20 protein-coding genes and 2 tRNA genes are annotated in these 22,840 nt (G+C 71.7%); 18 read left to right on the plus strand and 4 right to left on the minus strand.

The features are described from left to right. Positions 1-37: 37 nt before the first annotated feature. From nadD to ACFRCG_RS05915, 4 genes are all read left to right on the plus strand, one after another. A complete protein-coding gene (gene nadD / locus ACFRCG_RS05900; protein ID WP_380029181.1) occupies positions 38-640 on the plus strand; it encodes a nicotinate-nucleotide adenylyltransferase in 603 nt (200 codons plus the stop codon). Then, positions 637-2,820: a LytR C-terminal domain-containing protein gene (locus ACFRCG_RS05905; RefSeq protein ID WP_380029182.1), complete on the plus strand. Its 2,184-nt coding sequence runs from the start codon at positions 637-639 to the stop codon at positions 2,818-2,820. Before nadD ends, ACFRCG_RS05905 begins: the two co-directional genes overlap by 4 nt. A 162-nt stretch (positions 2,821-2,982) precedes the next feature. Next, positions 2,983-3,405 (plus strand): ribosome silencing factor, encoded by a 423-nt coding sequence (gene rsfS, locus ACFRCG_RS05910; protein WP_126638526.1) that lies wholly within the window; start codon positions 2,983-2,985, stop codon positions 3,403-3,405. Further along, on the plus strand, positions 3,402-4,043 hold the full coding sequence (locus tag ACFRCG_RS05915; protein WP_380003156.1) for a histidine phosphatase family protein: 642 nt from the start codon (positions 3,402-3,404) through the stop codon (positions 4,041-4,043). Before rsfS ends, ACFRCG_RS05915 begins: the two co-directional genes overlap by 4 nt. Before the next feature lie 185 nt (positions 4,044-4,228). Here the strand turns inward: ACFRCG_RS05915 and ACFRCG_RS05920 are convergent, their stop codons facing one another. Beyond that, positions 4,229-4,810: a PadR family transcriptional regulator gene (locus tag ACFRCG_RS05920; RefSeq protein WP_380002971.1), complete on the minus strand. Its 582-nt coding sequence runs from the start codon at positions 4,808-4,810 to the stop codon at positions 4,229-4,231. A gap of 118 nt (positions 4,811-4,928) precedes the next feature. Here ACFRCG_RS05920 and ACFRCG_RS05925 point away from each other — a divergent pair, with 118 nt between their 5' ends. The 6 genes from ACFRCG_RS05925 (at position 4,929) to ACFRCG_RS05950 (ending at position 10,096) form a co-directional block, all read left to right on the plus strand. Next, positions 4,929-6,068, plus strand: coding sequence for an LLM class flavin-dependent oxidoreductase (locus tag ACFRCG_RS05925; protein WP_380029184.1), 1,140 nt, complete (start codon positions 4,929-4,931; stop codon positions 6,066-6,068). Between the two features lie 134 nt (positions 6,069-6,202). Beyond that, a complete protein-coding gene (locus ACFRCG_RS05930; protein WP_380029186.1) occupies positions 6,203-6,967 on the plus strand; it encodes a glucose 1-dehydrogenase in 765 nt (254 codons plus the stop codon). 111 nt (positions 6,968-7,078) lie between these two features. Further along, complete coding sequence (locus ACFRCG_RS05935; RefSeq protein WP_380029188.1) at positions 7,079-7,855, plus strand: glucose 1-dehydrogenase; 777 nt, start codon at positions 7,079-7,081, stop codon at positions 7,853-7,855. Between the two features lie 98 nt (positions 7,856-7,953). Further along, positions 7,954-8,715 (plus strand): SDR family NAD(P)-dependent oxidoreductase, encoded by a 762-nt coding sequence (locus tag ACFRCG_RS05940; RefSeq protein WP_380029190.1) that lies wholly within the window; start codon positions 7,954-7,956, stop codon positions 8,713-8,715. Positions 8,716-8,904: 189 nt separating this feature from the next. Then, positions 8,905-8,977, plus strand: a tRNA-Ala gene (locus tag ACFRCG_RS05945). A gap of 138 nt (positions 8,978-9,115) precedes the next feature. Further along, complete coding sequence (locus ACFRCG_RS05950) at positions 9,116-10,096, plus strand: SDR family NAD(P)-dependent oxidoreductase (RefSeq protein WP_380029192.1); 981 nt, start codon at positions 9,116-9,118, stop codon at positions 10,094-10,096. A gap of 77 nt (positions 10,097-10,173) precedes the next feature. Here ACFRCG_RS05950 and ACFRCG_RS05955 read toward each other — a convergent pair whose 3' ends face one another. Then, positions 10,174-10,635: a nuclear transport factor 2 family protein gene (locus ACFRCG_RS05955; protein WP_380029194.1), complete on the minus strand. Its 462-nt coding sequence runs from the start codon at positions 10,633-10,635 to the stop codon at positions 10,174-10,176. Continuing rightward, positions 10,623-11,261: an HD domain-containing protein gene (locus ACFRCG_RS05960; RefSeq protein ID WP_380029196.1), complete on the minus strand. Its 639-nt coding sequence runs from the start codon at positions 11,259-11,261 to the stop codon at positions 10,623-10,625. The genes ACFRCG_RS05955 and ACFRCG_RS05960 overlap by 13 nt, the downstream gene beginning before the upstream one ends. Positions 11,262-11,398: 137 nt before the next feature. Here ACFRCG_RS05960 and ACFRCG_RS05965 point away from each other — a divergent pair, with 137 nt between their 5' ends. The 3 genes from ACFRCG_RS05965 to ACFRCG_RS05975 all read left to right on the plus strand — a co-directional run bounded on the left by ACFRCG_RS05965 (position 11,399) and on the right by ACFRCG_RS05975 (position 13,252). Beyond that, positions 11,399-12,355, plus strand: a complete 957-nt coding sequence (locus ACFRCG_RS05965; RefSeq protein ID WP_380029198.1) for a GlxA family transcriptional regulator — start codon at positions 11,399-11,401, stop codon at positions 12,353-12,355. A gap of 36 nt (positions 12,356-12,391) precedes the next feature. Continuing rightward, positions 12,392-13,168 (plus strand): rhomboid-like protein, encoded by a 777-nt coding sequence (locus ACFRCG_RS05970; protein ID WP_380029200.1) that lies wholly within the window; start codon positions 12,392-12,394, stop codon positions 13,166-13,168. An 11-nt stretch (positions 13,169-13,179) separates the two neighbouring features. Further along, positions 13,180-13,252 (plus strand) — tRNA-Ala (locus ACFRCG_RS05975). Positions 13,253-13,340: 88 nt separating this feature from the next. On the opposite strand, the gene ACFRCG_RS05980 is transcribed toward ACFRCG_RS05975, so the two are convergent. After that, positions 13,341-14,507 carry an epoxide hydrolase family protein gene (locus tag ACFRCG_RS05980; RefSeq protein WP_380029202.1) on the minus strand — a complete coding sequence of 389 codons (1,167 nt, stop codon included), beginning with the start codon at positions 14,505-14,507 and terminating at the stop codon, positions 13,341-13,343. A gap of 62 nt (positions 14,508-14,569) precedes the next feature. Between ACFRCG_RS05980 and ACFRCG_RS05985 the strand changes: the two genes are divergently transcribed. The 5 genes from ACFRCG_RS05985 to ACFRCG_RS06005 all read left to right on the plus strand — a co-directional run bounded on the left by ACFRCG_RS05985 (position 14,570) and on the right by ACFRCG_RS06005 (position 21,576). Beyond that, the gene (locus tag ACFRCG_RS05985; protein ID WP_380029204.1) at positions 14,570-15,556 is read left to right on the plus strand and encodes a helix-turn-helix transcriptional regulator; all 987 of its coding nucleotides are present in this window, start codon (positions 14,570-14,572) and stop codon (positions 15,554-15,556) included. 134 nt (positions 15,557-15,690) lie between these two features. Then, positions 15,691-16,335: a lysoplasmalogenase family protein gene (locus ACFRCG_RS05990; RefSeq protein ID WP_380002992.1), complete on the plus strand. Its 645-nt coding sequence runs from the start codon at positions 15,691-15,693 to the stop codon at positions 16,333-16,335. A 245-nt stretch (positions 16,336-16,580) separates the two neighbouring features. After that, positions 16,581-19,481, plus strand: coding sequence for a leucine--tRNA ligase (leuS, locus tag ACFRCG_RS05995; protein ID WP_380029206.1), 2,901 nt, complete (start codon positions 16,581-16,583; stop codon positions 19,479-19,481). Positions 19,482-19,776: 295 nt separating this feature from the next. Continuing rightward, complete coding sequence (locus ACFRCG_RS06000) at positions 19,777-20,532, plus strand: hypothetical protein (RefSeq protein WP_380029208.1); 756 nt, start codon at positions 19,777-19,779, stop codon at positions 20,530-20,532. Positions 20,533-20,730: 198 nt separating this feature from the next. Next, positions 20,731-21,576: a DegV family protein gene (locus ACFRCG_RS06005; RefSeq protein WP_380029210.1), complete on the plus strand. Its 846-nt coding sequence runs from the start codon at positions 20,731-20,733 to the stop codon at positions 21,574-21,576. The last annotated feature ends 1,264 nt before the right edge of the window (positions 21,577-22,840 follow it).

Genomic DNA, 22,840 nt, shown 5'->3' on the forward strand with positions numbered 1-22,840 from the left:
CGCGCTCGGGGAGCGCGGAACGATAGATTCTCGCGCCATGAGCGAGCGGAACAGACGTGTCGGTGTCATGGGCGGCACCTTCGATCCCATCCACCACGGGCACCTCGTCGCCGCGAGCGAGGTGGCGGGCCAGTTCGGGCTCGACGAGGTCGTGTTCGTGCCGACCGGTCGACCGTGGCAGAAGTCCGCGCAGGACGTGTCCTCGCCCGAGGACCGGTACCTGATGACGGTGATCGCCACCGCGTCCAACCCGAGGTTCTCGGTGAGCCGGGTGGACATCGACCGCGAGGGCGAGACGTACACCCTCGACACCCTGCGCGACCTGCGCGAGTCCTCGCCCGAGGGCACCGAGATATTCTTCATCACCGGCGCCGACGCGCTGTCCCAGATCTTCTCCTGGCACAACGCGCACGAGATGTTCGAGCTCGCGCATTTCGTGGGTTGCACCCGTCCGGGGCACACTCTGTCCGACCCGGGTTTCCCGGACGGCGGCGTGAGCCTGGTGGAGGTCCCCGCACTGGCCATCTCGTCGACCGACATCCGTACAAGGGTGGCCGGGGGCGATCCGGTCTGGTACCTGGTACCGGACGGGGTCGTTCAATACATCAGCAAGCGGGGGCTGTACCGGGGAGCTTCGTGAGCAACGACGACCGGCGCGAGTGGGAGCCTTACGGCACCGAGCGAGGGGACGGCGGGCAGGCGCAGGAACCGTACGGCCCCGGGCGGGGCGACGGCGGACACCCGGGATACCCCGCACAACCGCCGGCCGGATCGGGCCCCGAGGGTCTCGAACCGGTGAACTTCGCGCCGCAGCAATACCCGTACGACCCGAACGCCGGTTACGACCCGAACGCGGCCTACGACCCGAACACCGGTTACGGCGCGGGTGGTTACGACGCGAACGGGTACGGGTCCGGGGCCTATCCGGCGGCGAGCCCCGGTCAGGACCCGAACGGGTACGGCCAGGGAGCGGGCGCGGGGACGTACGACCAGAGCGGCGGCTACGGCACGGGCTACGACCCCAACGCCGGCGCCTACGCCCCCGGCGCGTACACCCCCGGCACCTACGGCTCCACCGACTACGCCTCCGGCGGCTACGACGCCAACGCGTACGACCCGAACGCCGGTTACGACCCGAACGCGTACAACCCCAACGCCTACGATCCGGCGGCCCCTTCGGGGCAGGTGTATCCGCAGCAGGGCAACCCGGGCGGATACCCGGACCCGGACGGGCAGCAGGGCCGCCCCGAACCGCAGCAGCCCACCGCGTACTACGAGCAGCCCCCCGCCGCCGCCCCCGCGCAGCCCACGCCCCCCGTGGTGCCCGCGAGCCGGCCCGGGCCGGCCGCGTCGGTGCCGGTGGCCGGTACGGACCCGACCTCGATCGGGGTCGCGGCCGGATCGACGCCGGTGCGGCCGTCGCGCTCGCGGTCAACGGGGGCGAAGGCCGACGCGGCCGCGTCCGCCCCGCCCGCCGCCGGCTCGTCCGCCGCGAGGGCCGAGGCCGGCTCGACCGGGGACGGCCGGGTGCCGCCGCCGAGGACGCGTCGTCCGGGTCCGGGGCGGCCGGGGCGACCCGGCTACGGCTCGGACGAGTTCGCCTTCGTCGACGACGAGAGCGAGCAGGCCGAGGACGTCATCGACTGGCTCTCCTTCGCCGAGACGCGCTCCGAGCGCCGGGACGAGAAGCGCCGGGCGATCCGGACCCGGCTGATCGCCCTCGTCGTGGTGATCGCGGTGGCGCTGCTCGGTGTCGGCGGCTGGTTCGCCTGGGACACCTGGCTGCGGGACGAGAAGAAGGTCGCCGCGCCGGGCAAGAACGGCGGCGTGCTGGTGCAACTGCGCGGCAAGGACGGCCGCGCCTCGGCCAACGCGCTGCTCACCGTCGACCCGGCGAAGAACACCGCGTCCATGGTCAGCGTGTCCTCGGTCACCATCGTCAACTCCGACAACAGCTCCTTCCCGCTCGGCCAGTTGATGGCCGACGAGGGCCCCGGCGCGTCCCGGGACGCGCTGTCCGACCTGCTCGGGGTCAAGCTGGACGGCTCCTGGGTGGTCTCCGAGCCGGTCCTGCAGGGCCTGGTCGACCTCGCGGGCGGCATCCAGCTCAACGCCGACGTCGAGGTCAAGGGCCAGGACGGCAAGGTCCTGGTCGGACAGGGCCGCAACCCGGCGAACGGGGTCGCGGCATTGGCGTTCGCCACGTACAAGCAGCCGGGCGAGTCGCCGACGGTGACCGGCGACCGGTTCGGCCGGGTCCTCCAGGGCCTGCTGACCGCGTTCCCGACCCAGCCCGACGCGGTCCTGACGCTGCTCGCCAACATGGCCAACCTGCCGGACCCCTCGCTGCCCGACGACAAGCTCAGCACCCTCTTGGCGAACCTGGCCAAGGCGACCCAGGCGAAGCTGTTGCAGGTCCGGGCGCTGCCGGTGTCGCCGGAGGGCATCCTGGACATCAACGCCGCCGTTCCGATCGTGCGCGAGTTGCTGGGCGGCACCGTGCGCCAGGGCCGGGTCGAGGCGGGTCCCGCGCGCGTGATGGTCGAGGACGCGAGCGGCAAGAACGGCGCCCAGGAGGACGCGCACGCCAAGCTGCTGAACGCGGGCGTCACGTACGTCCCCGGCGGCGCGTCGGGCAAGCGCGCACAGCCCACGTCGGTCGTGCAGTACTCCAACGACGCCCGCAAGGTCGACGCGGAACAGGCCGCGCTGACCCTGCACCTGCCGCCGACCTCGGTGAAGAAGGCGACAGGGGAGATGCTGGCGGACGTGGTGGTCACGCTCGGCCAGGACTACACGTTCGAAGCGCCCAAGCCGTAGCGGCGGCGCCTCCCGGCCCGCCGGTCCCGCGTGGACCGGTGGGCCGGGAAGCGGGCCGGGTCGGCTCCGGCCGGGCCGGTCGGGAAATAACGAGTCGCCGTCGCACGCCCCGCGTGTGAGACCCTGAACGGTAATCCCCTTGTCGTCCGCAGGAAGCGAATCGTGACCGCAACCCCCCACGCCCTGGAGCTCGCCACCGCGGCTGCCGTGGCATGTGCAGAGAAGCTCGCCACCGACGTCGTCGCCTACGACGTGAGCGAGGTGGTCACGATCACCGACGTGTTCGTGCTCGCCTCCGCGTCCAACGACCGACAGGTCAAGGCGATCATGGACGAGGTCGAGGAAGCGTTGCGCGGGCTCGGCGCCAAGCCGGTCCGCCGCGAGGGCGAGCGCGAAGGGCGCTGGATCCTCCTCGACTACATCGACATCGTGGTGCACGTCCAGCACGCCGAGGAGCGGGCCTACTACTCGCTCGAGAAGTTGTGGAAGGACTGCCCGCGGATCGAGCTGCCGGAAGCGGTGCTGCGCGGCAACGAGCAGGCCAGGGCCGCCGAGGCGGCGGGGGCGGCGGAGGGCGCGCTCTGAGCGGCACCGGCCGGCGGGTCCTGCTGTGGCGGCACGGCCAGACCACGTGGAACGTCGAGCGGCGTTTCCAGGGCCAGACCGACATCCCGCTGACCGACGAGGGCCTGGCCCAGGCCCGGCGCTCGGCCCGACTGCTCGCGGCGCTGCGCCCGGACGCGATCGTGTCCTCCGACCTGACCCGCACCGTGGACACCGCGGCGGAGCTGGCCCGGCTGGTCGACGTGCCGGTCACCCTGGACCCCGCACTGCGTGAGACCTACGCGGGCGAGTGGCAGGGGCTGACGAATCGCGAGATCGAGGCGACCTTCCCCGAGCAGTTCGCCGCCTGGCGACGCGGCGAACCGGTCCGGCGCGGCGGCGGCGAGCTGGAGAGCGAGGTCGCCGAGCGTATGGCCGAGGCGATCGGCCTCGCGGTCGAGAAGCTGCCCGAGGACGGCACGCTCGTGGTGGTCTCGCACGGCGGCGCGATCCGCTGCGGCCTCGGCGCGCTGCTGGGCCTGCCCCGGGAGACCTGGGGCGCGCTGGGCGCGCTGTCCAACTGCTGCTGGTCGGTGCTCGGCCCGGGAGCCCGGGGATGGCGCCTGCTGGAGCACAACGCGGGGACGCTGCCGGAACCGGTCATCGGGGACGACGTCTGACGGTCGCGACGCGAGAGACGCGAGAGACGCGAGACATGTGACGGTCTCGGGGCCCGGGGGACAACCCCCCCCCCGCACCCGCCCCCCCCCCCTAACTGGCCGGCCCACGGCGCGGTGAACCCCCCCGCCCCCGAGACCGTTTTCGCTTCATCCCCCGCTTTGTCCCCCGTCGCCTCGCCGAGTCCTCACCCGGCGGCCTCGCCCCCCTGTTTGCGGTACAGGTCCTCCAGGTCGGCGAGCATGCCGTCGGCGAGATCGCGCTCGGCCTGCCAGTAGCGCTCGCTCCACTTGAGCACCAGGGCCGGGAACGGCCAGCGGTCCTGCGCGGTGTCCTCGCTCGCGCGCACCTCGACCAGCGTGCTCGCCGCGTAGTCGCGGTGCTCGACCAGGGTCTTGCGCAGCTCCTCCGGCTCGCTGAGGTGGCCGAGCCAGACCCGCAGCGCGACGCCGTGCTTGAGCACGGGCGGCCCCGCCGGGGTCTCGCGCGCCCACGTGGCCAGCGCCTCCTGGCCGGAGTCGGTGATGCGGTACAGCCGCTTGTTGCGCAGCTCGTCCTGCGAGGCGATCCGCGAGACGGCGAAGCCGAGTTGCTCCAGGCGCTTGAGCTCGCTGTAGATCTGGCTGAGCGCCGGACTCCAGTAGAAGAAGCGCAGGGACGCGTCGGCCCACTTCTTGAGGTCGTAGCCGGAGCGCTCGCCCGGGAACGACAAGAGGCCGAGCACGGCCCACGCGGTCGCGGGCAGCTTCGGGAGCGGATCCCCCGTCATCGTGGCCTCCATCGATACGCGGCGACTTTTTCTGATTCTACGTCAGCCGGCTATTGACCTGACTGGTCGTCATACATCTAATTGAAGTATTCCACGCCTCGCGCACCAGGAGTACGGCATGCAGTTCTCGATGATCTTCGAAGCCCAGATGGCCAACCCCACGGCGGAACACGAGCGTGAGGTCATCCTCGACTCCGTGGAGCAGGCCGTATACGCCGAGCGCATGGGCTTCGACCGCATCTGGGCCGTGGAGCACCACTCGACGAAGTGGTACTCGCACATGAGTGCCCCGGAGATCTTCCTGACCTGGGTGGCCGCGCGCACCAGCCGGATCCGGATCGCCCACGGCGCGGTCTGCATGCCGTTCAACTTCAACCACCCGGCCCGGGTCGCCGAGCGCATCGGCATGCTGGACACGCTCTCCGGCGGCCGGCTCGACGTCGGCGCGGCCCGCGGCGGCACGCTCCAGGAGTCCTCGCTGTGCGGCGTGGACATCGAGCAGACCAAGGCCCAGGTGGAGGAGGCGCTGCGGATCATCGGCGCCGCGTGGCAGCAGGACGAGTTGGTGTGGCACGGCGACGTGCTGGACATCGAGGGCTCGCACCCGATCCTGCCGCGTCCGGTGCAGACCCCGCACCCGCCGCTGTTCCTGGCCTGCAGCAAGCAGCCGAGCCTGGTCGAGGCGGCGGAGTACGGCGTCGGCGCGCTGGTGCTCGGCTTCGCCGGTCCGGAGGAGGTGGCCAACCTCAACCGGATCTACCGGGACGCGATCAAGGAGCGCACCGGCGAGCGGTTCGTGTCCTCGGTGACCAACGACCACCTCGTCGCGCTGTGCCCGACGATCGTCTCCGAGGACGGCGCCCGAGCCCGCCAGGTGGGTGCGCGCGGCCAGCGCTTCTTCGCCCAGTCGATCGCGCACTGGTTCTCCGGCGGCAGGTCCGGCATCCCCGACGAGGCCGTGGTCGAGGGCCGGGACGAGGTGGCGGTCATCCAGGAGGCCGCCGAACAGCAGGTCGCGATGCTGCACGAGGCGAAGATCCCGGTCACGGTGAACGCCACCGCCACCTACAACGTGAACCACGCGTACGGCACGGCGGAGGACGCGATCGGCTACGTCCAGAAGCTGATCGACGCGGGGGCCGACGAGATCATGTGCCTGATCCAGATGGGCACGGTTCCGCAGGCGGACTGCATGGAGACGATCCGGATCTGGGGGGAGCGGGTCATTCCGCACTTCCGCGCGAAGTACGGGGCCTGAGGGATCGAGACTTCGTTCGGGACACGGCGCGCTTGCGCCGGTGTCCCGAGCGAGACCGACCGGCCGGGTCCGGGGCGGGGGACCGGATCCGGCCGACCCGGGGCCGAAGGCCCGACGACTGGGAGGTAATCACCGTGAGCGACTCGATCGATCTGACCGGCAAGGTGGCGATCGTCACCGGTGCGGCGCGGGGCCAGGGTGAGGCCGAGGCGCGGTTGTTCGCCCGGTGCGGGGCCCGCGTCGTGCTGACCGATCTGCTGGAGGACGAGGGCGCCCGGGTCGCCGAGGAGATCGGCCCCGAGGCCCGATTCGCGCGGCACGACGTGTCGAACGCGGCGGATTGGGCGGCCGTCGTGGAGCTGGCCGTGCGGGAGTTCGGCGGGGTGGACGTGCTGGTCAACAACGCCGGGATCATGTGGACCAAGCCGATCCTGGAGGAGACGCCGGAGGGTCTGGACCGGATCCTGAAGGTCAACCTGTTCGGCACGTTCCACGGGATCCAGGCGGTGGCGCCGCTGATGCGGGCGAACGGCGGCGGGTCGATCGTGAACATCTCCTCGCTCGCCGGCCTCCAGGGCATCCCGGGGCACGCGGCCTACGGCTCCTCCAAATGGGCCGTCCGCGGTCTGACCAAGACCGCCGCCCTGGAGCTGGGCGAGTACGGGATCCGGGTCAACTCCGTACACCCGGGCGCCGTGGACACGCCGATGATCGGCAACCGCTTCACGCGCGGGCCGGGCAATTTCCCCACCGTGCCGCTGCGTCGGGTGGGCGAGCCGGAGGACATCGGCGAACTGGTGGTGTTCCTGGCCTCCGACGCGTCCTCGTGGATCACCGGGACCGAGTTCGTGATCGACGGCGGTTCGATGGCGGGCATCGTGCCGCCGGTGCGGGGGTAGCGGCGGCAGCGAAGGTCGGCCGGCAACCGTTCGGTCGGGTTTCGATTTGCTTGGTTGTGCTATGCAAATGCGAGCCGAGAAGTCGGCGGGCACGGATCGAAGGAACGCATCATGGCTGAACTCCAGGGTCCCAATCTGACCGACAAGGTCGTCATCGTCACCGGCGGAGCCCGCGGCCTCGGCGCCGCGGCGGCCAAGCAGATCGTCGACGGCGGCGGCCGGGTGGTCGTCACCGATCTGCTCGACGAAGGGGCCGAGACGGCCGCCGCACTCGGCGCGCGGGCTCGCTTCCACCGGCACGACGTGACGAGCGAGGAACAGTGGAAGGCCGTCGTCGACTTCACCGTGGCCGAGTTCGGCCGGGTGGACGGGCTGGTCAACAACGCCGGCGTGTCCACCGGCGCGATGTTCGACACCGAGACGCTCGAACACTTCGAATTCGTGATCAAGGTCAATCTGACCGGCGTCTGGCTGGGCATGCAGGCGGTGATCCCGCATCTGAAGGCGAACGGCGGCGGATCGATCGTCAACATCTCCTCCGCGGCGGGCCTGATGGGGCTCGCGATGACCGGCTCCTACGGCGCGTCCAAGTGGGCCGTACGCGGCATGAGCAAGGTCGCCGCGGTGGAGTTGGGCCCGGCGCGGATCCGGGTCAACTCGGTCCACCCCGGCATGATCTACACCCCGATGACGTCCTCGGTGGGCATCCGGGAGGGCGAGGGCAACTACCCGAACACCCCGATGGGTCGGGTCGGCGAGCCGAGCGAGATCGGCGCCGCCGTCGCGTTCCTGCTCTCCGACGCGGCGTCCTATGTGACGGGTGCGGAGTTGGCGGTGGACGGCGGGTGGACCACGGGGCCGACGGTCAAGTACGTGATGGGCCAGTGAGGCGGCTGATCGCGCCGCGTCGGTGACGGGCGGGGCAGGTCCGGTGGATGGCGTGGTTTCCGTGGACGGTGTGGGCGACGTGGATGGGGTGCGTGGGCATGGCTGATCTGACCGGCAAGGTGGCGATCGTCACCGGGGCCGCCCGTGGGCAAGGGGCGGCCGAGGCGCGCCTGTTCGTGGCCTCCGGGGCGCGGGTGGTGCTCACCGACCTGTTGACCGAGGAGGGTGAGCGGGTGGCCGCCGAACTGGGCGCCGCCGCGCGCTTCGTCCGGCACGACGTATCCGATCCGGCGGACTGGGCCGCGGTGGTGGACGTCGCGGTCGAGGCGTTCGGCGGCCTCGACATCCTGGTCAACAACGCCGCGATCTACTGGACCAGGGGCTTCGCCGACGAGACGGCGGAGCGCGTGGAGCGGATCATGCGGGTCAACTTCTTCGGCGTCTGGCACGGCATGCAGGCCGTGCTGCCCGCGATGAAGGCGCGCGGCGGCGGCTCGATCGTCAACATCTCGTCCCAGGCCGGCCTGGAGGGCATGCCGGGACACGCGGCCTACGGCGCGACCAAGTGGGCGGTACGCGGGCTCTCCAAGACCGTCGCCCTGGAGGTCGGCGAGCACGGCATCCGGGTCAACTCGGTACACCCGGGCACCATCGACACCCCGATGATCGCCGCGGTCGGGCTGGAGCAGGGCGCGGGGAAGTACCCGTCCGTGCCGCTGCGCCGGATCGCCGCCCCCGAGGAGGTCGCCGAGGTGGTGGCCTTCGTCGCCTCCGACGCGGCGTCCTACCTGACCGGCACCGAATTGGTCGTCGACGGCGGCGCCATGGCCGGGATGGTCAGGCCGGTCGGCAGCTTCTAGCCCTGTCCGCCGGACGGGGTCCGGGCGTCTCGGCGGGGCGGGGGTGGGTGGGGCGGCTCGACGAGCGCGCTCCGCGCATCCCCGGTCACCCCGCGATCGGTGCCGGGAAAGGCGTTTGGAGGCGGTGCGGGGGAGCGTGTAAAGTACTCGTGGTCGGGAGGGCAAGCCCATCCGGCCCAAGTGAATAGCGGGGCTGTAGCTCAGTTGGTAGAGCGCTTGCATGGCATGCAAGAGGTCCGGAGTTCAATTCTCCGTAGCTCCACAGAGATGGTGAGACCGCCTTCCGGATTCGTTCGGGAGGCGGTCTTTTTTGCGTCCCCGACGCGGCATCGGTGGAAAAAGTGTGAAAGCCCCGTTCCGGGCATTCTCCCTTCGGGATCTCGACGAAGGTGAGCATGCGATGACGGAGAGTCGGTTCTGGGAGCGGGCGATGGACCGGGCGATCGTGCCCGGATACAGCCGGATCGGGTACCGGGTGCGGCGGTCGGGATTCGCCGCCGACCCCGAGCAGGCCGCGCTCAAGGGGCGGACCGTGGTGGTGACCGGGGCCTCGTCCGGGATCGGCGAGGCGGCGGTGACCGGCCTGGCCGATCTCGGCGCGACCGTGGTGCTGGTCGGGCGGGACGCGGCGCGGGCCGAGGCGGCCGGCCGGCGGGTCGCCGAACTGGTGCCCGGGGCCGACCTCGCCGTGCGCCGCTGCGACGTGGGCAGCCTGCCGGACGTGGCCCGCCTCGCGAAGGAGCTGCGGGCCGAACAGGGTCCGCTGCACGCGCTCGTGCACAACGCCGGCGTGTTGCCCCGAGAGCGTGCGGTGACGGCCGAGGGGCACGAGATGTGCCTGGCGGTGCACGTGCTCGGACCGCATCTGCTCACCCGGCTCCTCGCCACCGACGCCGCCTCCTGCGCGCGGGTGGTGTGGATGAGCTCGGGCGGGATGTACACCCAGCGGCTGCCGGTGGACGACATCGAGTACGAACGCGGCCCCTACCGGCCGACCGTCGCCCACGCCCGGACCAAACGAATGCAGGTCGTGCTCGCCGAACTGTGGGCCGAACACCTGGGCGACGGCGGCCCGGTCGTGCACGCCACCCACCCGGGCTGGACCGACACCCCGGGGCTGCGCGCGTCGATGCCCACCTTCCGCCGGCTGACCGCACCGCTCCTGCGCAGCCCCGAGGAGGGCGCGGACACCGCCGTGTGGTTGTGCGCGGCGGACGAACCCGGCCGCACCACCGGGCTGTTCTGGCAGGACCGCGTCCCGCGCCCGACCCACTACCGCGCGGCCACCCGCGAGAGCCGGCCGGACCGGGCCTGGTTCTGGCGGCGGTGCCAGGAACTCACCCACCCGTGGGCGGGGGAGTGCGGAGGACGCGGGGACTGAGGGTGCCGGGGCGGGTCGGGTTCGAGGGGTGGGCCCGAGGACGGTCGACGCGTCCTCGGATCCACCCCTCGTCCCGCTCACGCGAGCGGGAATCCGACCCCGTGCTCCTCGACCGGCCGAGGTCCGTGGATGCGCCGATCGGCCTCGGTGATCGCGACGTCGTTGATGCTCGCCTCGCGCCGCCGCATCAGGCCGTTGTCGGCGAACTCCCACAACTCGTTGCCGTAGCTGCGCCAGAAGGCGCCGGCGCCGTCGTGCCACTCGTACTGGAAGCGGACCGCGATGCGGTCGGCCGTGTAGGACCACAACTCCTTGCGCAGCGCGTAGTCCTGCTCGCGGGCCCACTTCTCGGTCAGGAACGCGACGATGGCCGGGCGGCCGGTGACGAAGCGGTCCCGATTGCGCCACACCGAGTCGGGGGTGTAGGCCTGCGCGACACGCTCGGGGTCGCGGGTGTTCCACGCGTCCTCGGCGGCCTGCACCTTGGCGCGGGCGTCGGCCTCGGTGAACGGGGGCAGCGGCGGCCTCACTCGGACCACCCCGACTGCTCGATCACGTCGACGAAGTTCGTGCGCTCGAAGCCGGGGACGAACCGGTCCAGGACGTCGGCCTTGACGTTGCCGAACGTGGTCCGCGGGCGGTGCTCGATGCCCTCGGTGAACGCGCGCAGGATCCGCCGCTTGAAGTCCGGGCGGGGATGCGCGGCGACCACGGCCGCGCGCGCCTGCTCGGAGAGGTCGTCGAGGCCGATCCCGAGCACGTCGAGTTCGACGCCGGCGGTCACCAGGGCGACCTCGGGCTCCATCCGGGTGGGGATCTCGGGGGTGGTGTGCAGGGCGATCGCGGTCCACACGACGCGGGCCTGCTCGGCGGAGAGGCCGTGTCGCAGCACGAAGTCGCGGGCCGCGTCGGCGCCGTCCAGTTCGAAGCGCTGCTGCGAGTCGCGGTGCTCGGCGGTCAGTCCGAGGTCGTGGAACAGCGCGGCCACGTAGAGCAGTTCGGGGTCGAAGACCAGGCCCCGACGGCGGCCCTGGAGCGCGCCGAACAGGTACACGCGGCGCGAGTGGTCGTAGAGCAGCGGGCCGGCGGTGTCCCGGACCAGTTCGGTCGCCTCCTTGGCGAGCGCGCTGTCGGGGATGTCGACGTCGGCGATGCGTTCGGACATGGCGTCGGTCCTTTCCTGGATGTCGGTGGCGGGTTTGTGTCTGCGTCGAGCCTCGCCTTCCGTGCCCGTTCGGGGCCATGTCCATCCGGACACCGATCCCTCGGATTCGGACACGCTCTCCGGCTAGCCTGGATGTCATGCGACGCAGGAATGTGGCCGTGCTCGGCTACGACGGAGTACGGCTGATGGACGTGAGCGCACCGCTGGAGGTGTTCGGCACCGCCGAGCGCATGGGCGGGGCGTACACCGTGACGCTGTGCTCGCCGACCGGTGAGCCGGTGACCACCTCGGCCGGCACCCGGCTCATGGTGGACGCCGCCGCGGCGGAGATCGACGCCACGCACACCCTCGTGGTGCCCGGATCGGTCGAGTTCCCGCAGTACGCGCCGCCGCTCGCGCTGCTCGACGCGGTGGCCGCGCTCGCCGAGGTCAGCGAACGGATCGCGTCGGTGTGTACGGGGGCGTTCGTGCTGGCCCGCGCCGGCCTGTTGGACGGGCGGCGGGCCGTGACGCACTGGCGGCACGCCGCGCTGCTCGCCCGGTACCACCCGGCGATCACGGTCGAGCCGGACGCGATCTTCGTCCGCGACGGCTCGGTCTACACCTCGGCCGGGGTCACCGCCGGCATCGACCTCGCACTCGCCCTGGTCGAGGCCGACGAGGGCGCCGACCTGGCCCGCGAGGTGGCCCGCGACCTGGTGGTGTTCCTGCGCCGCCCCGGCGGCCAATCGCAGTTCTCGGTGCCCTCGCGCACCCCGCCGGGCGCCGACGACCCGCTGCGCCCGGTGCTGGACGCGGTCGCGGCGGATCCGGCGGCCGACCACTCGCTGCCCGCGCTGGCCCGGCTCGGCGGGTTCAGTCCGCGCCACCTGACCCGGCTGTTCCACGAGCGGGTCGGCTCGACGCCGGCGGTGTACGTCGAGGCGGTGCGGATCGAGGCGGCCCAGGCGCTGCTCGCCGCGGGCGCCACGGTCACCGCCGCCGCCGCGCGCAGCGGTCTCGGCAGCGACGAGTCGCTGCGCCGGGCGTTCCTGCGCCGCCTGGGCATCACCCCCTCCGCCTACCGGGCCCGCTTCCGCAGCACGACGGGCTAGGGATTGGCCACGATCGGCTTCGGGCACCGGCCCGGCGTGATCGTCGGAATCGGGCTCGGCCTCGTCGTCGCGTGGTACGTGCTGCGCGGGTTCGGCAACCGGTGGTGGTGGGCACGGCGTTGGGTGAACCGGCTGAGCCCGTGGACCCGGCGACTGCACGCGTGGGTCCTGTCCGCACCCGTCACCTTCACCTACATGGCCATCTTCACCGCGTCCACCGTGGTGCAACGCACGTCGCCGCCACGGCTGATCGACCTGCTCACCAAGCTGAACAGCACCAACCTGTTCCGCCTCGGCGACGATCCGGTGGAAGCGCTGCTCACCAGCGCCTTCTGGGTGGCCGACCACGGGTCCGGCCTGGCCACGTACGTGCTCGTGTTCGGCACCGTGGTGGCCTGGGCCGAGCGCCGCTACGGGTCGCCTCGGATGTTGCTGATCGGCGCGAGCGCGCACGTTTTCGGCTCGCTGATCACCGCCGCGGTGGAGAAGGGCGCGATCAGGGCGGGTCGACTGCCGGCGAAGATCGCGTTCGCCACCGACGTCGGAGTCAGCTACGTCGAGGTCGGCTCGTGCGTCGCGGCGGTGCTGATCATGACCGGCTGGGTCCGCCTGGCGGGCGCCGCGGTGATGTTCGTGTGGGTCGTCCTGCCGGTGATCGTGGACCACAGCATCTGGGACTTCGGGCACCTGTACGCGGCCATGAGCGGCCTCGTCGCCGCGATCGTGCTGCGCCTGGCCGGGCCGCTGCGCACCCCGCCGCCGCTCAAACCACCCTTGGTCGTGAGCACGGTGACCGACCGGGTAGACTCATAACGTATTCGCGCGGGGCTGTAGCTCAGTTGGTAGAGCGCTTGCATGGCATGCAAGAGGTCCGGAGTTCAATTCTCCGTAGCTCCACATCGCGTCGAAGGCCGCCTCCCGAACCGGGAGGCGGCCTTCGATCGTTTCCGGCCCGCGTGCCCCACGCCCGCGCGGTCGTCGGTGCCTACCGCTCCAGGCCCGCGAAGAACTCGCGGACGTCGCCGATCAGCAACTCCGGCTGCTCCAGCGACAGGAAGTTGCCGCCGCGCTCGAACTCGGTCCAGCGCACCACGTGGTGGTCGCGCTCGGCGAACCGGCGGATCGCCACGTCCTGCGGCAGCGCCACGGCCACCGCCGTCGGCACCGTGCCGCGCTTCTTCGGCGCCCACGCGCCCTGGTCGTGCGCCATCTCGTAGTAGAGGTTGGCGGAGGATCCGGCGGTGCCGGTGAACCAGTACACGCTGACGTTGGTCAGCAGCGTGTCCCGGTCCACCGCGTCCTCGGGCAGCGCGCTCGCGGTGTCCGTCCACTCCTTGAACTTCTCCACGATCCACGCGAGCTGGCCCACGGGCGAGTCGTGCAGCCCGAAGGCGAGCGTCTGCGGCCGGGTCGACTGGATCGCGTTGAAGCCCATCTTGTCGTCGCGGAACTCCTGGAGCCGGGCGAGCCTGGCCTGCTCGCCCTCGGTCAGCCCGGCGAAGTCGGCCGGGTCCTCGGAGGGGAAGGTGACCAGGCCGTTGACGTGGACCCCGAGCACGTGCTCGGGATCGATCCGGCCCATCTCGCCCGCGATCCACGCGCCGCCGCCGTTGCCCTGTACGCCGTAGCGGGTGTAGCCCAGGCGGGCCATCAACTCGGTGAACGCGCCCGCGATCCGGCCGGTGGTCCAGCCGGGGCCGGACAGCGGGCCGGAGAAGCCGACCCCGGGGGTGTCGGTGACCACGACGTGGAAGTCGCGCGACAGCGGCTCGATCACGTCGACGAACTGGACGAACGAGCCCGGCCAGTCGTGGATCAGCAGCAGCGCCGGGGCATCGGCCCGCTCGGAGCGCACATGTGCGAAGTGCACGTCCTGGCCGTCGATCCGGGTGACGAACTGCGGGAAGGCGTTGAGCCGCGCCTCGGCCGCGCGCCAGTCGAACCCGTCCGCCCAGTAGGCGGCCAGGTCCCGCAGGTAGTCCGTCGGCACCCCGCGTGTCCAGGCGGGCACGCCCGGGACGTCGGCGGCCCAGCGGGTGCGGGCCAGCCGGTCGCGCAGGTCGTCCAGATCGGCCTGCGGGATCTCGATCCGGAAGGGGCGGATCGTGGTGTCGGCGACGGTCTCGGTTGCGGTGCTGCTGCTGTTCTCCATGAGAAGAAGACTAGGATCCGATTAGGAACACTACGCTCCTATAGAGGCGGCACGCTGAGAAAATGTTGGAAACCTCCGCGCGGTTGTTGCGCCTGCTGTCCCTGCTCCAGACACCCCGTGAATGGCCCGGCTCGGAACTGGCCGAACGACTCGGCGTGAGCGGTCGCACGATCCGCAAGGACGTCGACCGACTGCGCGAACTCGGCTATCCGGTCGACGCCTCCCGCGGCTCCACCGGCGGCTATCGCCTCGCCGCCGGCGCCGCGATGCCGCCGCTGCTGCTGACCGACGACGAGGCGGTCGCGGTCACCGTCGGCCTGACCACCGTCGCCCGAGGCGCGATGGCGGGCATGGAGGAGACCTCGGTACAGGCCCTGGCCAAGCTCGAACAGGTGCTGCCCGCGCGCCTGCGCCGCCGGGTGCGCGCGCTGCAGCACTACGCGGTGTCGGTGCCCGCGGATCGGCCGGACACGAGGGTGGACACCGAGGTGCTCACCGCCCTGGTCGCGGCCTGCCGCGACCGCGAGCGGCTGCGCCTGGACTACCTCGACCACACCGGCGCGGCCACGCGGCGCACGGTCGAGCCGCAGCGGGTGGTCAACTGGGGGCGCCGCTGGTATCTGGTCGCCTGGGACGTGGACCGCGACGCCTGGCGCACCTTCCGGGTCGACCGGCTCACCCCGCGCACCCCGACCGGGCCGAGGTTCGCGCCGCGCGAGGATCCGGAGGGCGACGCGGCGCGGTACGTCGCGGGCAAGGTGTCGGCCGCCGCCTGGCGGTACCGCGCCCGGGTCCTGGTGCACGCGCCCGCCGCCGAGGTGCTGGAGCGGATCAACCCGGCCGTGGGCACCGTCGAGGTGGTCGACGCGCACACCTGCGTGCTGGACACCGGCGCCGACTCGCTCGACACCCTGGCCGTGCACCTGGGCCTGCTCGGCCACGACTTCGACGTCACCGAGCCCCCGGAACTGGTCGCCCACCTGCGCGCCTTGACCACCCGCTACGCCCGCTCGACACCCGCCGAGCCGGCATCGCCACGAGCGCGCTGAAGCGGCGGGTCGGGTCGGTTTGTCGCCCCCGTCCGGCACCGGTGATCACGATTGGGGTTTTTCCCGTCACGGTTGCGTGACGGGTCGAACGAGTGGGCGAATGGTCCGGTTTCCGGCAAGTAGTGTCGCCGGACGTGACCCTCACCGCCGTACTCGTGCTGGTGCTCGCGAGCCTGCTCGCGGTCGCCGACTGGGTGGCCGTCGCCCGGGAACGACTCCCTCTCGATCGCCTCCTGAAACCCGCGGTGATCTGTGCCCTGATCGTGGTCGTCTGGTCGTTCGACGACGTCGACGGGGCACTGCGCGCGCTGTTCAGCGTCGCGCTCGCGCTGTCGCTGGCGCGGGACGTGCTCGCGCCCCGCTGGTTCGCCGGGGCCGTGACCGCCTCGCTGCTCGCGCACGGCGTCTACGTCGGCGGCTTCCAGCGCATGGGCTGGTCGTGGTTGTGGGCCGCGGCGGGCATCGTGGTCGTGCTGTTCGCGGCGGGGGCGTACGCGGTCCGGCTGGTCACCGGCGCGCGCGAGACCGCGCCCGCCTACACCGGCATGGTGCCGGTCTACGTCGGCGTCGTGTCGGTGATGGTCGTCGCCGCCGCGGCCACCGGCCGGCCGAGCGCGGTGGCCGGCGCGTTCCTGTTCTACGTCTCCGACACCCTCGTCGCCTGGAACCGGTTCCGCGCCCCGACGCCGTACGCCCCGGTGCTGATCGCCGGTGCCTACCATCTCGCCCAGATCCTGCTGGTGTTGTCGCTGTCCACCGGGCCCGCCCCCGGATTGTGAGCGGCGCGGCCCGGGTGCCGACCCCGGGCCGACGGCGTCCTGCGGTAACCTGGGGCCATGCGTGCCGTACTGCTGCTTACCGGGCCGCGCTGAGCAGGCCGGGTGGAGACCGCTCCCACCCGACTCGGCGCGGCGACCCCTCCTGAGCGAGGGGTCTTTTCGTTTCCAGAACCGGCCGCTTCGCGGAGGCGGCCGTAACCGGAAGAAGCAGTCGACGGCTGCCCACACCCCGATGGTTGAGGACGATGACCGAGATGACGCAGGGCCCTGCCGGCAACACCGACGCCCCGACCGAGCCCTACCGCTACACCGCAGTCCTGGCCGGTGACATCGAGGCGCGGTGGCAGGACCGCTGGGAGGCCGACGGCACGTTCGAGGCGCCCAACCCGGCCGGCCCGCTGGCCGAGCCGGAAAAGGTCGCCGGGCGGCCCAAGATGATGGTGATGGACATGTTCCCGTACCCCTCGGGTGTGGGCCTGCACGTCGGACACCCGCTGGGCTTCATCGCGACCGACGTCTACGCCCGGTTCAAGCGCATGACCGGCCACAACGTGCTGCACACGCTGGGCTACGACGCCTTCGGCCTGCCCGCCGAGCAGTACGCGGTCCAGACCGGCACCCACCCGCGCGTGACCACCGAGGCGAACATCGCCAACATGCGCCGCCAGCTGCGCCGGCTGGGCCTGGGCCACGACCAGCGTCGGTCGGTGGCCACCACCGACCCGGCGTACTACCGCTGGACGCAGTGGATCTTCCTGCAGATCTTTAACTCCTGGTACGACCCCGAGGCGCCCGGCGCGGACGGCGGCGTCGGTCGGGCGCGGCCGATCGCCGAACTGGTCGAGCAGTTCGAGAAGGGCGAGCGGCCCACCCCCGACGGGCGCGCGTGGGCCGACCTGAGCGGCATCGAGCGCGCCGCCGTGCTGGACGAGTTCCGCCTGGCGTACGTCTCGCAGGCCCCGGTCAACTGGGCCCCGGGCCTGGGCACGGTGCTGGCCAACGAGGAGGTCACCGCCGACGGTCGCAGTGAGCGCGGCAACTTCCCCGTGTTCAAGGCGAATCTGCGGCAGTGGATGATGCGGATCACCGCGTACTCCGACCGGCTGCTGGCCGACCTGGACAAGCTGGACTGGCCCGAGCCGATCAAGATCATGCAGCGCAACTGGATCGGTCGATCCGAGGGCGCCCGGGTCTGCTTCGCCACCGACGCCGCGCCGATCGAGGTCTTCACCACCCGCCCCGACACGCTGTTCGGCGCCACGTACATGGTGCTGGCGCCGGAGCACGACCTGGTCGACACGATCGTGGCCGACGCGTGGCCCGAGGGTGTCCCGGCGGTCTGGACGGGCGGCGCGGCCACGCCGGCCGAGGCGATCGCCGCGTACCGCCGGTTCGCGCAGTCCAAGAGCGACGTCGAGCGGCAGAGCGAGGGCAAGGACAAGACCGGCGTCTTCACCGGTGCCTACGCGACCAACCCGGTCAACGGCGAGCGGGTGCCGATCTTCATCGCCGACTACGTGCTGATGGGCTACGGCACCGGCGCGATCATGGCGGTCCCGGCGCACGACCACCGCGACTTCGAGTTCGCGCGGGCCTTCGAGCTGCCGATCCGGTGTGTGGTCCGGCCCAGCGACGACCGCTCGATCGAGGACACCACCGACTGGGCCGACGCGTTCGTGTCCTACGACGCGGCGCTGGTGAACAGCACCGGCGAGGGCATCACCCTGGACGGGCTGGGCGTGGCCGACGCCAAGAAGGCGATCACCGAGTGGCTGACCGAGCGCGGCATCGGCGAGGGCACGGTCAACTTCAAGCTGCGCGACTGGCTGTTCTCCCGGCAGCGCTACTGGGGCGAGCCGTTCCCGATCGTCTTCGACGAGGACGGCGTCGCGCACGCGCTGCCCGACTCGATGCTGCCGGTCGAGCTGCCCGAGATCGACGACTACCGCCCGCGCACCTTCGACCCGGACGACGCGGACACCAAGCCCGAGACGCCGCTGTCGCGCAACGCCGACTGGGTGAACGTCACCCTGGACCTGGGCGACGGGCCCAAGAGCTACCGCCGCGAGACCAACACCATGCCCAACTGGGCCGGTTCGTGCTGGTACGAGCTGCGCTACCTGGACCCGACCAACTCCGACGTGCTGGTCGACCCCGAGGTCGAGAAGTATTGGATGGGGCCGCGGCACGAGGGCCACACCGGCGGCGTGGACCTGTACGTCGGCGGCGTCGAGCACGCGGTGCTGCACCTGCTGTACTCGCGCTTTTGGCACAAGGTGCTGTTCGACCTGGGCCACGTGTCCTCGTTCGAGCCGTTCCACAAGCTGTTCAACCAGGGCTACATCCAGGCGTTCGCGTACAAGGACGAGCGCGGTGTCTACGTCGAGGCGAGCGAGGTCGAGGAGCGCGACGGCGGCTTCTTCCTGGGTGAGCAGGCGGTCAGCCGCGAGTACGGGAAGATGGGCAAGTCGCTGAAGAACTCGGTGACTCCCGACCAGATGGCCGAGGAGTACGGCGCGGACACGCTGCGCCTGTACGAGATGTCGATGGGCCCGCTGGAGATCTCCCGGCCGTGGGACACGCGCGCGGTGGTCGGTTCGTACCGCTTCCTGCAGCGGATGTGGCGCAACATCGTGGACGAGCGCACCGGCATGCCGACCGTGGTCGACGAGCCGGCCGACGAGGCCACGCTGCGCGCCACCCACAAGGCGATCGACGGCATGCGGCGGGACATGGACGCGCTGCGCTTCAACACCGCCATCGCCAAGGCGATCGAGCTGAACAACGCGCTGGTCAAGCTGCCGGCCGTGCCGCGCGAGATCGCCGAGAAGCTGGTCCTGATGGTCGCGCCGCTGGTGCCGCACGTGGCCGAGGAGCTGTGGTCGCGGCTGGGGCACGGCGACACGGTCACCTACGAGGCGTTCCCGCAGGCGGATCCGGCCTACCTGGTCGAGGACACCGTCACCTGCGTGGTGCAGGTCAAGGGCAAGGTGCGGGCCCGGCTGGAGGTGCCGCCGATGATCGGCGAGGACGAGCTGAAGGCGCTGGCGCTGGCCGATCCGGCGATCGTGGCGGCGCTGGACGGGGCGGGTGTGCGGATGGTGATCGTGAAGCCGCCGAAGCTGGTGAACGTGGTTCCGGCGTAGGGGGTTGGTGGGTGGGCCGGTCGCTCGTCGCGGGGCGGCCGGCTCGCCTGCTCGGCTCGGGGGCGTCGCTCGGCGCGGCGGCCCGGCTCACGGGCCGGGGGTGACCGGGTGAGTGGGTGAGTGGCGCGGGTGAGTGGCGCTTCGGTGTGGCGATTTCCGGTCGGTGGCGGGGGTGTTTCCGGTCGGTGACGATCGGCCGGAACGCGGGGTTTTCCCGGCGCGTGCGTGGCGGAGCCTCGCGGCGGGGTTAGTGTGAGTGAGTACCTTCCGGCCCCGACCAGGCAGGAGACGCCTCGTGGCCCTCGCCGACGTTCCCGCACCCACCCAGTTGGCGGGCGGTGCCGAGACCCTGGGCGTGGTGCTGGGCGCCGGTGTGCTCGCGTGTCTCGTCCTCGTGGGCGTCGTGGTGGGCCTGATCACCATGATGCGCCGCGCGGTGCGGCGCCGGATCGAGCGGCACGCCCCGCGCGTGCGCGGCATGGTGGAGGACGCCGCGTCGAAGGCCCGTTCGTACACGCTGACCGGCGGCGCCGGCGAGGCGGCCCGGATGCGCGGATCGGTGCGCCGTTCGCTCGACCAGACCCGGCGGGTGCTGGAGGCGGGCTACGCGCACGACGCCCAGCTGTCCGACGCGGTCGCGCTGCTGCGCCGGTTGGACGAATTCGCCAAGGCGCTGGACACCGACCTGAAGCTGCTCGAACGTGAGCCGGACCGGACCCGGGTCGACCGCGAACTGCCCGGCCTCAAGGACCGCGCGGACCGCATCGAGCACGCCGCGGCCTCCCTGCGGTGGGCCGTCCAGGACCGCGAACGCCATTTGGGCGAGGACGAGTTGGACCGACTCGGCACCGACGTCGAGCGCGAGGCGGCGGCCTTGCGGGCGTATGCGGAGGAGAGCGGGGCGGGTGGAACCGGTCCGTCGGGGTTGCCGGGCCCGTCGGCTCGGCCGGCTCGGTCGGACGGCTCCGATGCGTCCGACCCTTCGGATCGGCCGGATCGCTCCGGTCGGCTCGGTCGCTCCGATCGATCCGAAAGCAAGCGGCTGACCTGAACATGTGCCGGCGGCGAGCCCCCACGACGGGACGCGCCGGCCGCACCGTGGCGCGCGCCACCCGCGTGCCGGGGCGTGGCATGGTGACCGAAAATTGATTGTGGTGTCCCGAATCGGCGACCCGACCCCGGGTAGCCGGGACACCGACCCCGCCCCCCTGTCGTCTCACATCCGGGTGGTTGCCCGCTCATGCCGACGATGCCGACCGATCTCGCCGTGGTCACGGACTCCACGGCCTACCTGCCCGAGGAGCTCGTGGAGCGGCACCGCCTCGTGGTGGTCCCGCTCAAGGTCGTCCTGCGCGGGCGGCCGCTGGACGACGGCATCGAGGCCACCCCGGCCCAACTCACCGACGCCCTGCGCCAGCGCCGGATCGTGACCACCTCGCGGCCGGCGCCCGAGACGTTCGCGGAGACCTACCGCGAACTCGCCGAGAAGGGCGCGACGGGCATCGTCTCGATCCACCTCTCCAGCGAACTCTCCGGCACGTACGAGGCGGCACTGCTGGCCGCCCGGGACGCCGAGGTGCCGGTGCGGGTGGTGGACTCGCGCACGCTCGGGATGGGGATGGGCTTCGCCGTACTGGCGGCGGCCGAGGCGGCCCGGGACGGCGCCACCCTGGAGGAGGCGGCGATCGCGGCGGAAAAGCGGGCCCAGGCGGCTTCGGCCCTCTTCTACGTCGACACCCTCGAATACCTGCGCCGAGGCGGCCGGATCGGCGCGGCGGCGGCCTTCATGGGCACGGCGCTGGCGGTGAAGCCACTGCTGCACGTGAGCGACGGCCTGGTCGGCCCACTGGAAAAGGTCCGCACCTCGGCGCGCGCGATCAGCCGCCTGGAGGAATTGGCGGTGGAACACGCGGGCGCAGGCCCGGTGGACGTGGCGGTACACCACCTGGCCAGCCCGGACCGAGCAGAGGCACTGGCCACACGCCTCCGGGAACGCCTACCGAATCTGCACGAACTTTTCGTAACCGAGGTGGGCGCGGTAATCGGCGCCCACGCGGGCCCGGGCCTGCTGGCGGTGGTGGTCTCGCCTCGGTGAGGCGGGGCGCGCACGCGCGTTGGAGCGCCGAGCGCCGGGCGCTCGTTGGTGTGGTGCGGTGCGGTGTGGTGCGGTGCGGTGCGGTGCGTGGTGGTGCGTGGCGGGAAAGGCGGCCTGCGGCGGCGGGGGGAGGGCACTCGGGTCAAGCCCGTCGGTCAGCCTTTCCGGGTGGGTTGGGTTGAGGCGTTTCCGGCGGGCGTTGCGCTTGTGGTTGCGGGCCGGGTGGCGCGGGGTTGGTCCGGGTCGTGGGGGTGGGCCGCTGTCGGTGGCTTCTTCGGGGTGTGGGGTTTCGTCGGGGCGGGGGCGCGGGTCGGGGGAAGGGCGACCTGCGGCGGGTGGCCGGGGAGGGGGTCGGGTTGGGTTCCGCCGGGCTTGCGTTCCTGGGTGGTCGGGTTGTTTCGGCGTGCGTTGCGCTTTGGCTGCGGGCCGGCTGGTGCGGGGCTGGTCACAGTCGGTGATGGGCCGCCGCCGGCGTGCGGGGCTTTGAGACTCTAAGTTCCTGACGAGACGGGTGTGTTGCTCGCTGAAAACCGGCCGGCAGTGGGAGGGCGGTCGGGTTGAGTCCTCCGAGGCGCCCTTCCTGCTGGGTTGGGACGTTTTCGGGTGTGTTTGGAGGGGGGTGGGGTTCGAAACCGGATCGCGGTGGGTGGTTGTGGGCTTCGGGTTTCGGTGACCTGCGGTTTTGTGGTGTCGGGGTGGAAAGTCGGGTGTCGGGTGCCGGTTTCGTGCACTCCGGCCTCCTCGATGCCGGTGTGGAGACCGAAACTGCCCGGTCGGGGCGGCTTCGGGCGTTGCGACCTCGCGGAGGCCGTCGAGCCGACCGAAAGTGCCCAGTGGGAGCCGAAACCGGATCCCGAGGCACACGAAAGGACCTCCCTCCCTGCTGACCTGCGGTTTTCTCTCGCGCCGAGTCCACGGCGCCTCACATCGTCCGGTTTCGCGAACTCCCGCCCCCACACGCCCACCGCACCTCGAAACGCCCTGCCCAACCCACCCGGGAAGGCCCCCGGCAGACTCGACCCGAGTGCCCTCCCCGCCCGCCGCTGCCGGCCGGTTTTCAGCAAGCAACACACCCGTCTCGTCGGGAACTTAGAGTCTCGGAGCCCCGCACGCCGGCGGCGGCCCATCACCGACTCTGACCAGCCCCGCACCAGCCACCCGCAACCCAAAGCACAACGCACGCCGAAACAACCCGACCCACCCGGGAACGCAAGCCCGGCGGAACCCAACCCGACCCCCTCCCCGGCCACCCGCCGCAGGTCGC

Source organism: Embleya sp. NPDC056575, from assembly GCF_042793325.1.
GTDB lineage: Bacteria > Actinomycetota > Actinomycetes > Streptomycetales > Streptomycetaceae > Embleya.

Bases quoted from the DNA above. Each gene is read 5' to 3' on its own strand.
- nadD (WP_380029181.1), top strand. From the start codon at position 38: ATGAGCGAGCGGAACAGACGTGTCGGTGTCATGGGCGGCACCTTCGAT.
- ACFRCG_RS05920 (WP_380002971.1), bottom strand. From the start codon at position 4,810: ATGACGGGGGATCCGCTCCCGAAGCTGCCCGCGACCGCGTGGGCCGTG.
- ACFRCG_RS05925 (WP_380029184.1), top strand. From the start codon at position 4,929: ATGCAGTTCTCGATGATCTTCGAAGCCCAGATGGCCAACCCCACGGCG.
- ACFRCG_RS05935 (WP_380029188.1), top strand. From the start codon at position 7,079: ATGGCTGAACTCCAGGGTCCCAATCTGACCGACAAGGTCGTCATCGTC.
- ACFRCG_RS05940 (WP_380029190.1), top strand. From the start codon at position 7,954: ATGGCTGATCTGACCGGCAAGGTGGCGATCGTCACCGGGGCCGCCCGT.
- ACFRCG_RS05950 (WP_380029192.1), top strand. From the start codon at position 9,116: ATGACGGAGAGTCGGTTCTGGGAGCGGGCGATGGACCGGGCGATCGTG.
- ACFRCG_RS05960 (WP_380029196.1), bottom strand. From the start codon at position 11,261: ATGTCCGAACGCATCGCCGACGTCGACATCCCCGACAGCGCGCTCGCC.
- ACFRCG_RS05965 (WP_380029198.1), top strand. From the start codon at position 11,399: ATGCGACGCAGGAATGTGGCCGTGCTCGGCTACGACGGAGTACGGCTG.
- ACFRCG_RS05980 (WP_380029202.1), bottom strand. From the start codon at position 14,507: ATGGAGAACAGCAGCAGCACCGCAACCGAGACCGTCGCCGACACCACG.
- ACFRCG_RS05985 (WP_380029204.1), top strand. From the start codon at position 14,570: ATGTTGGAAACCTCCGCGCGGTTGTTGCGCCTGCTGTCCCTGCTCCAG.
- leuS (WP_380029206.1), top strand. From the start codon at position 16,581: ATGACCGAGATGACGCAGGGCCCTGCCGGCAACACCGACGCCCCGACC.
- ACFRCG_RS06005 (WP_380029210.1), top strand. From the start codon at position 20,731: ATGCCGACCGATCTCGCCGTGGTCACGGACTCCACGGCCTACCTGCCC.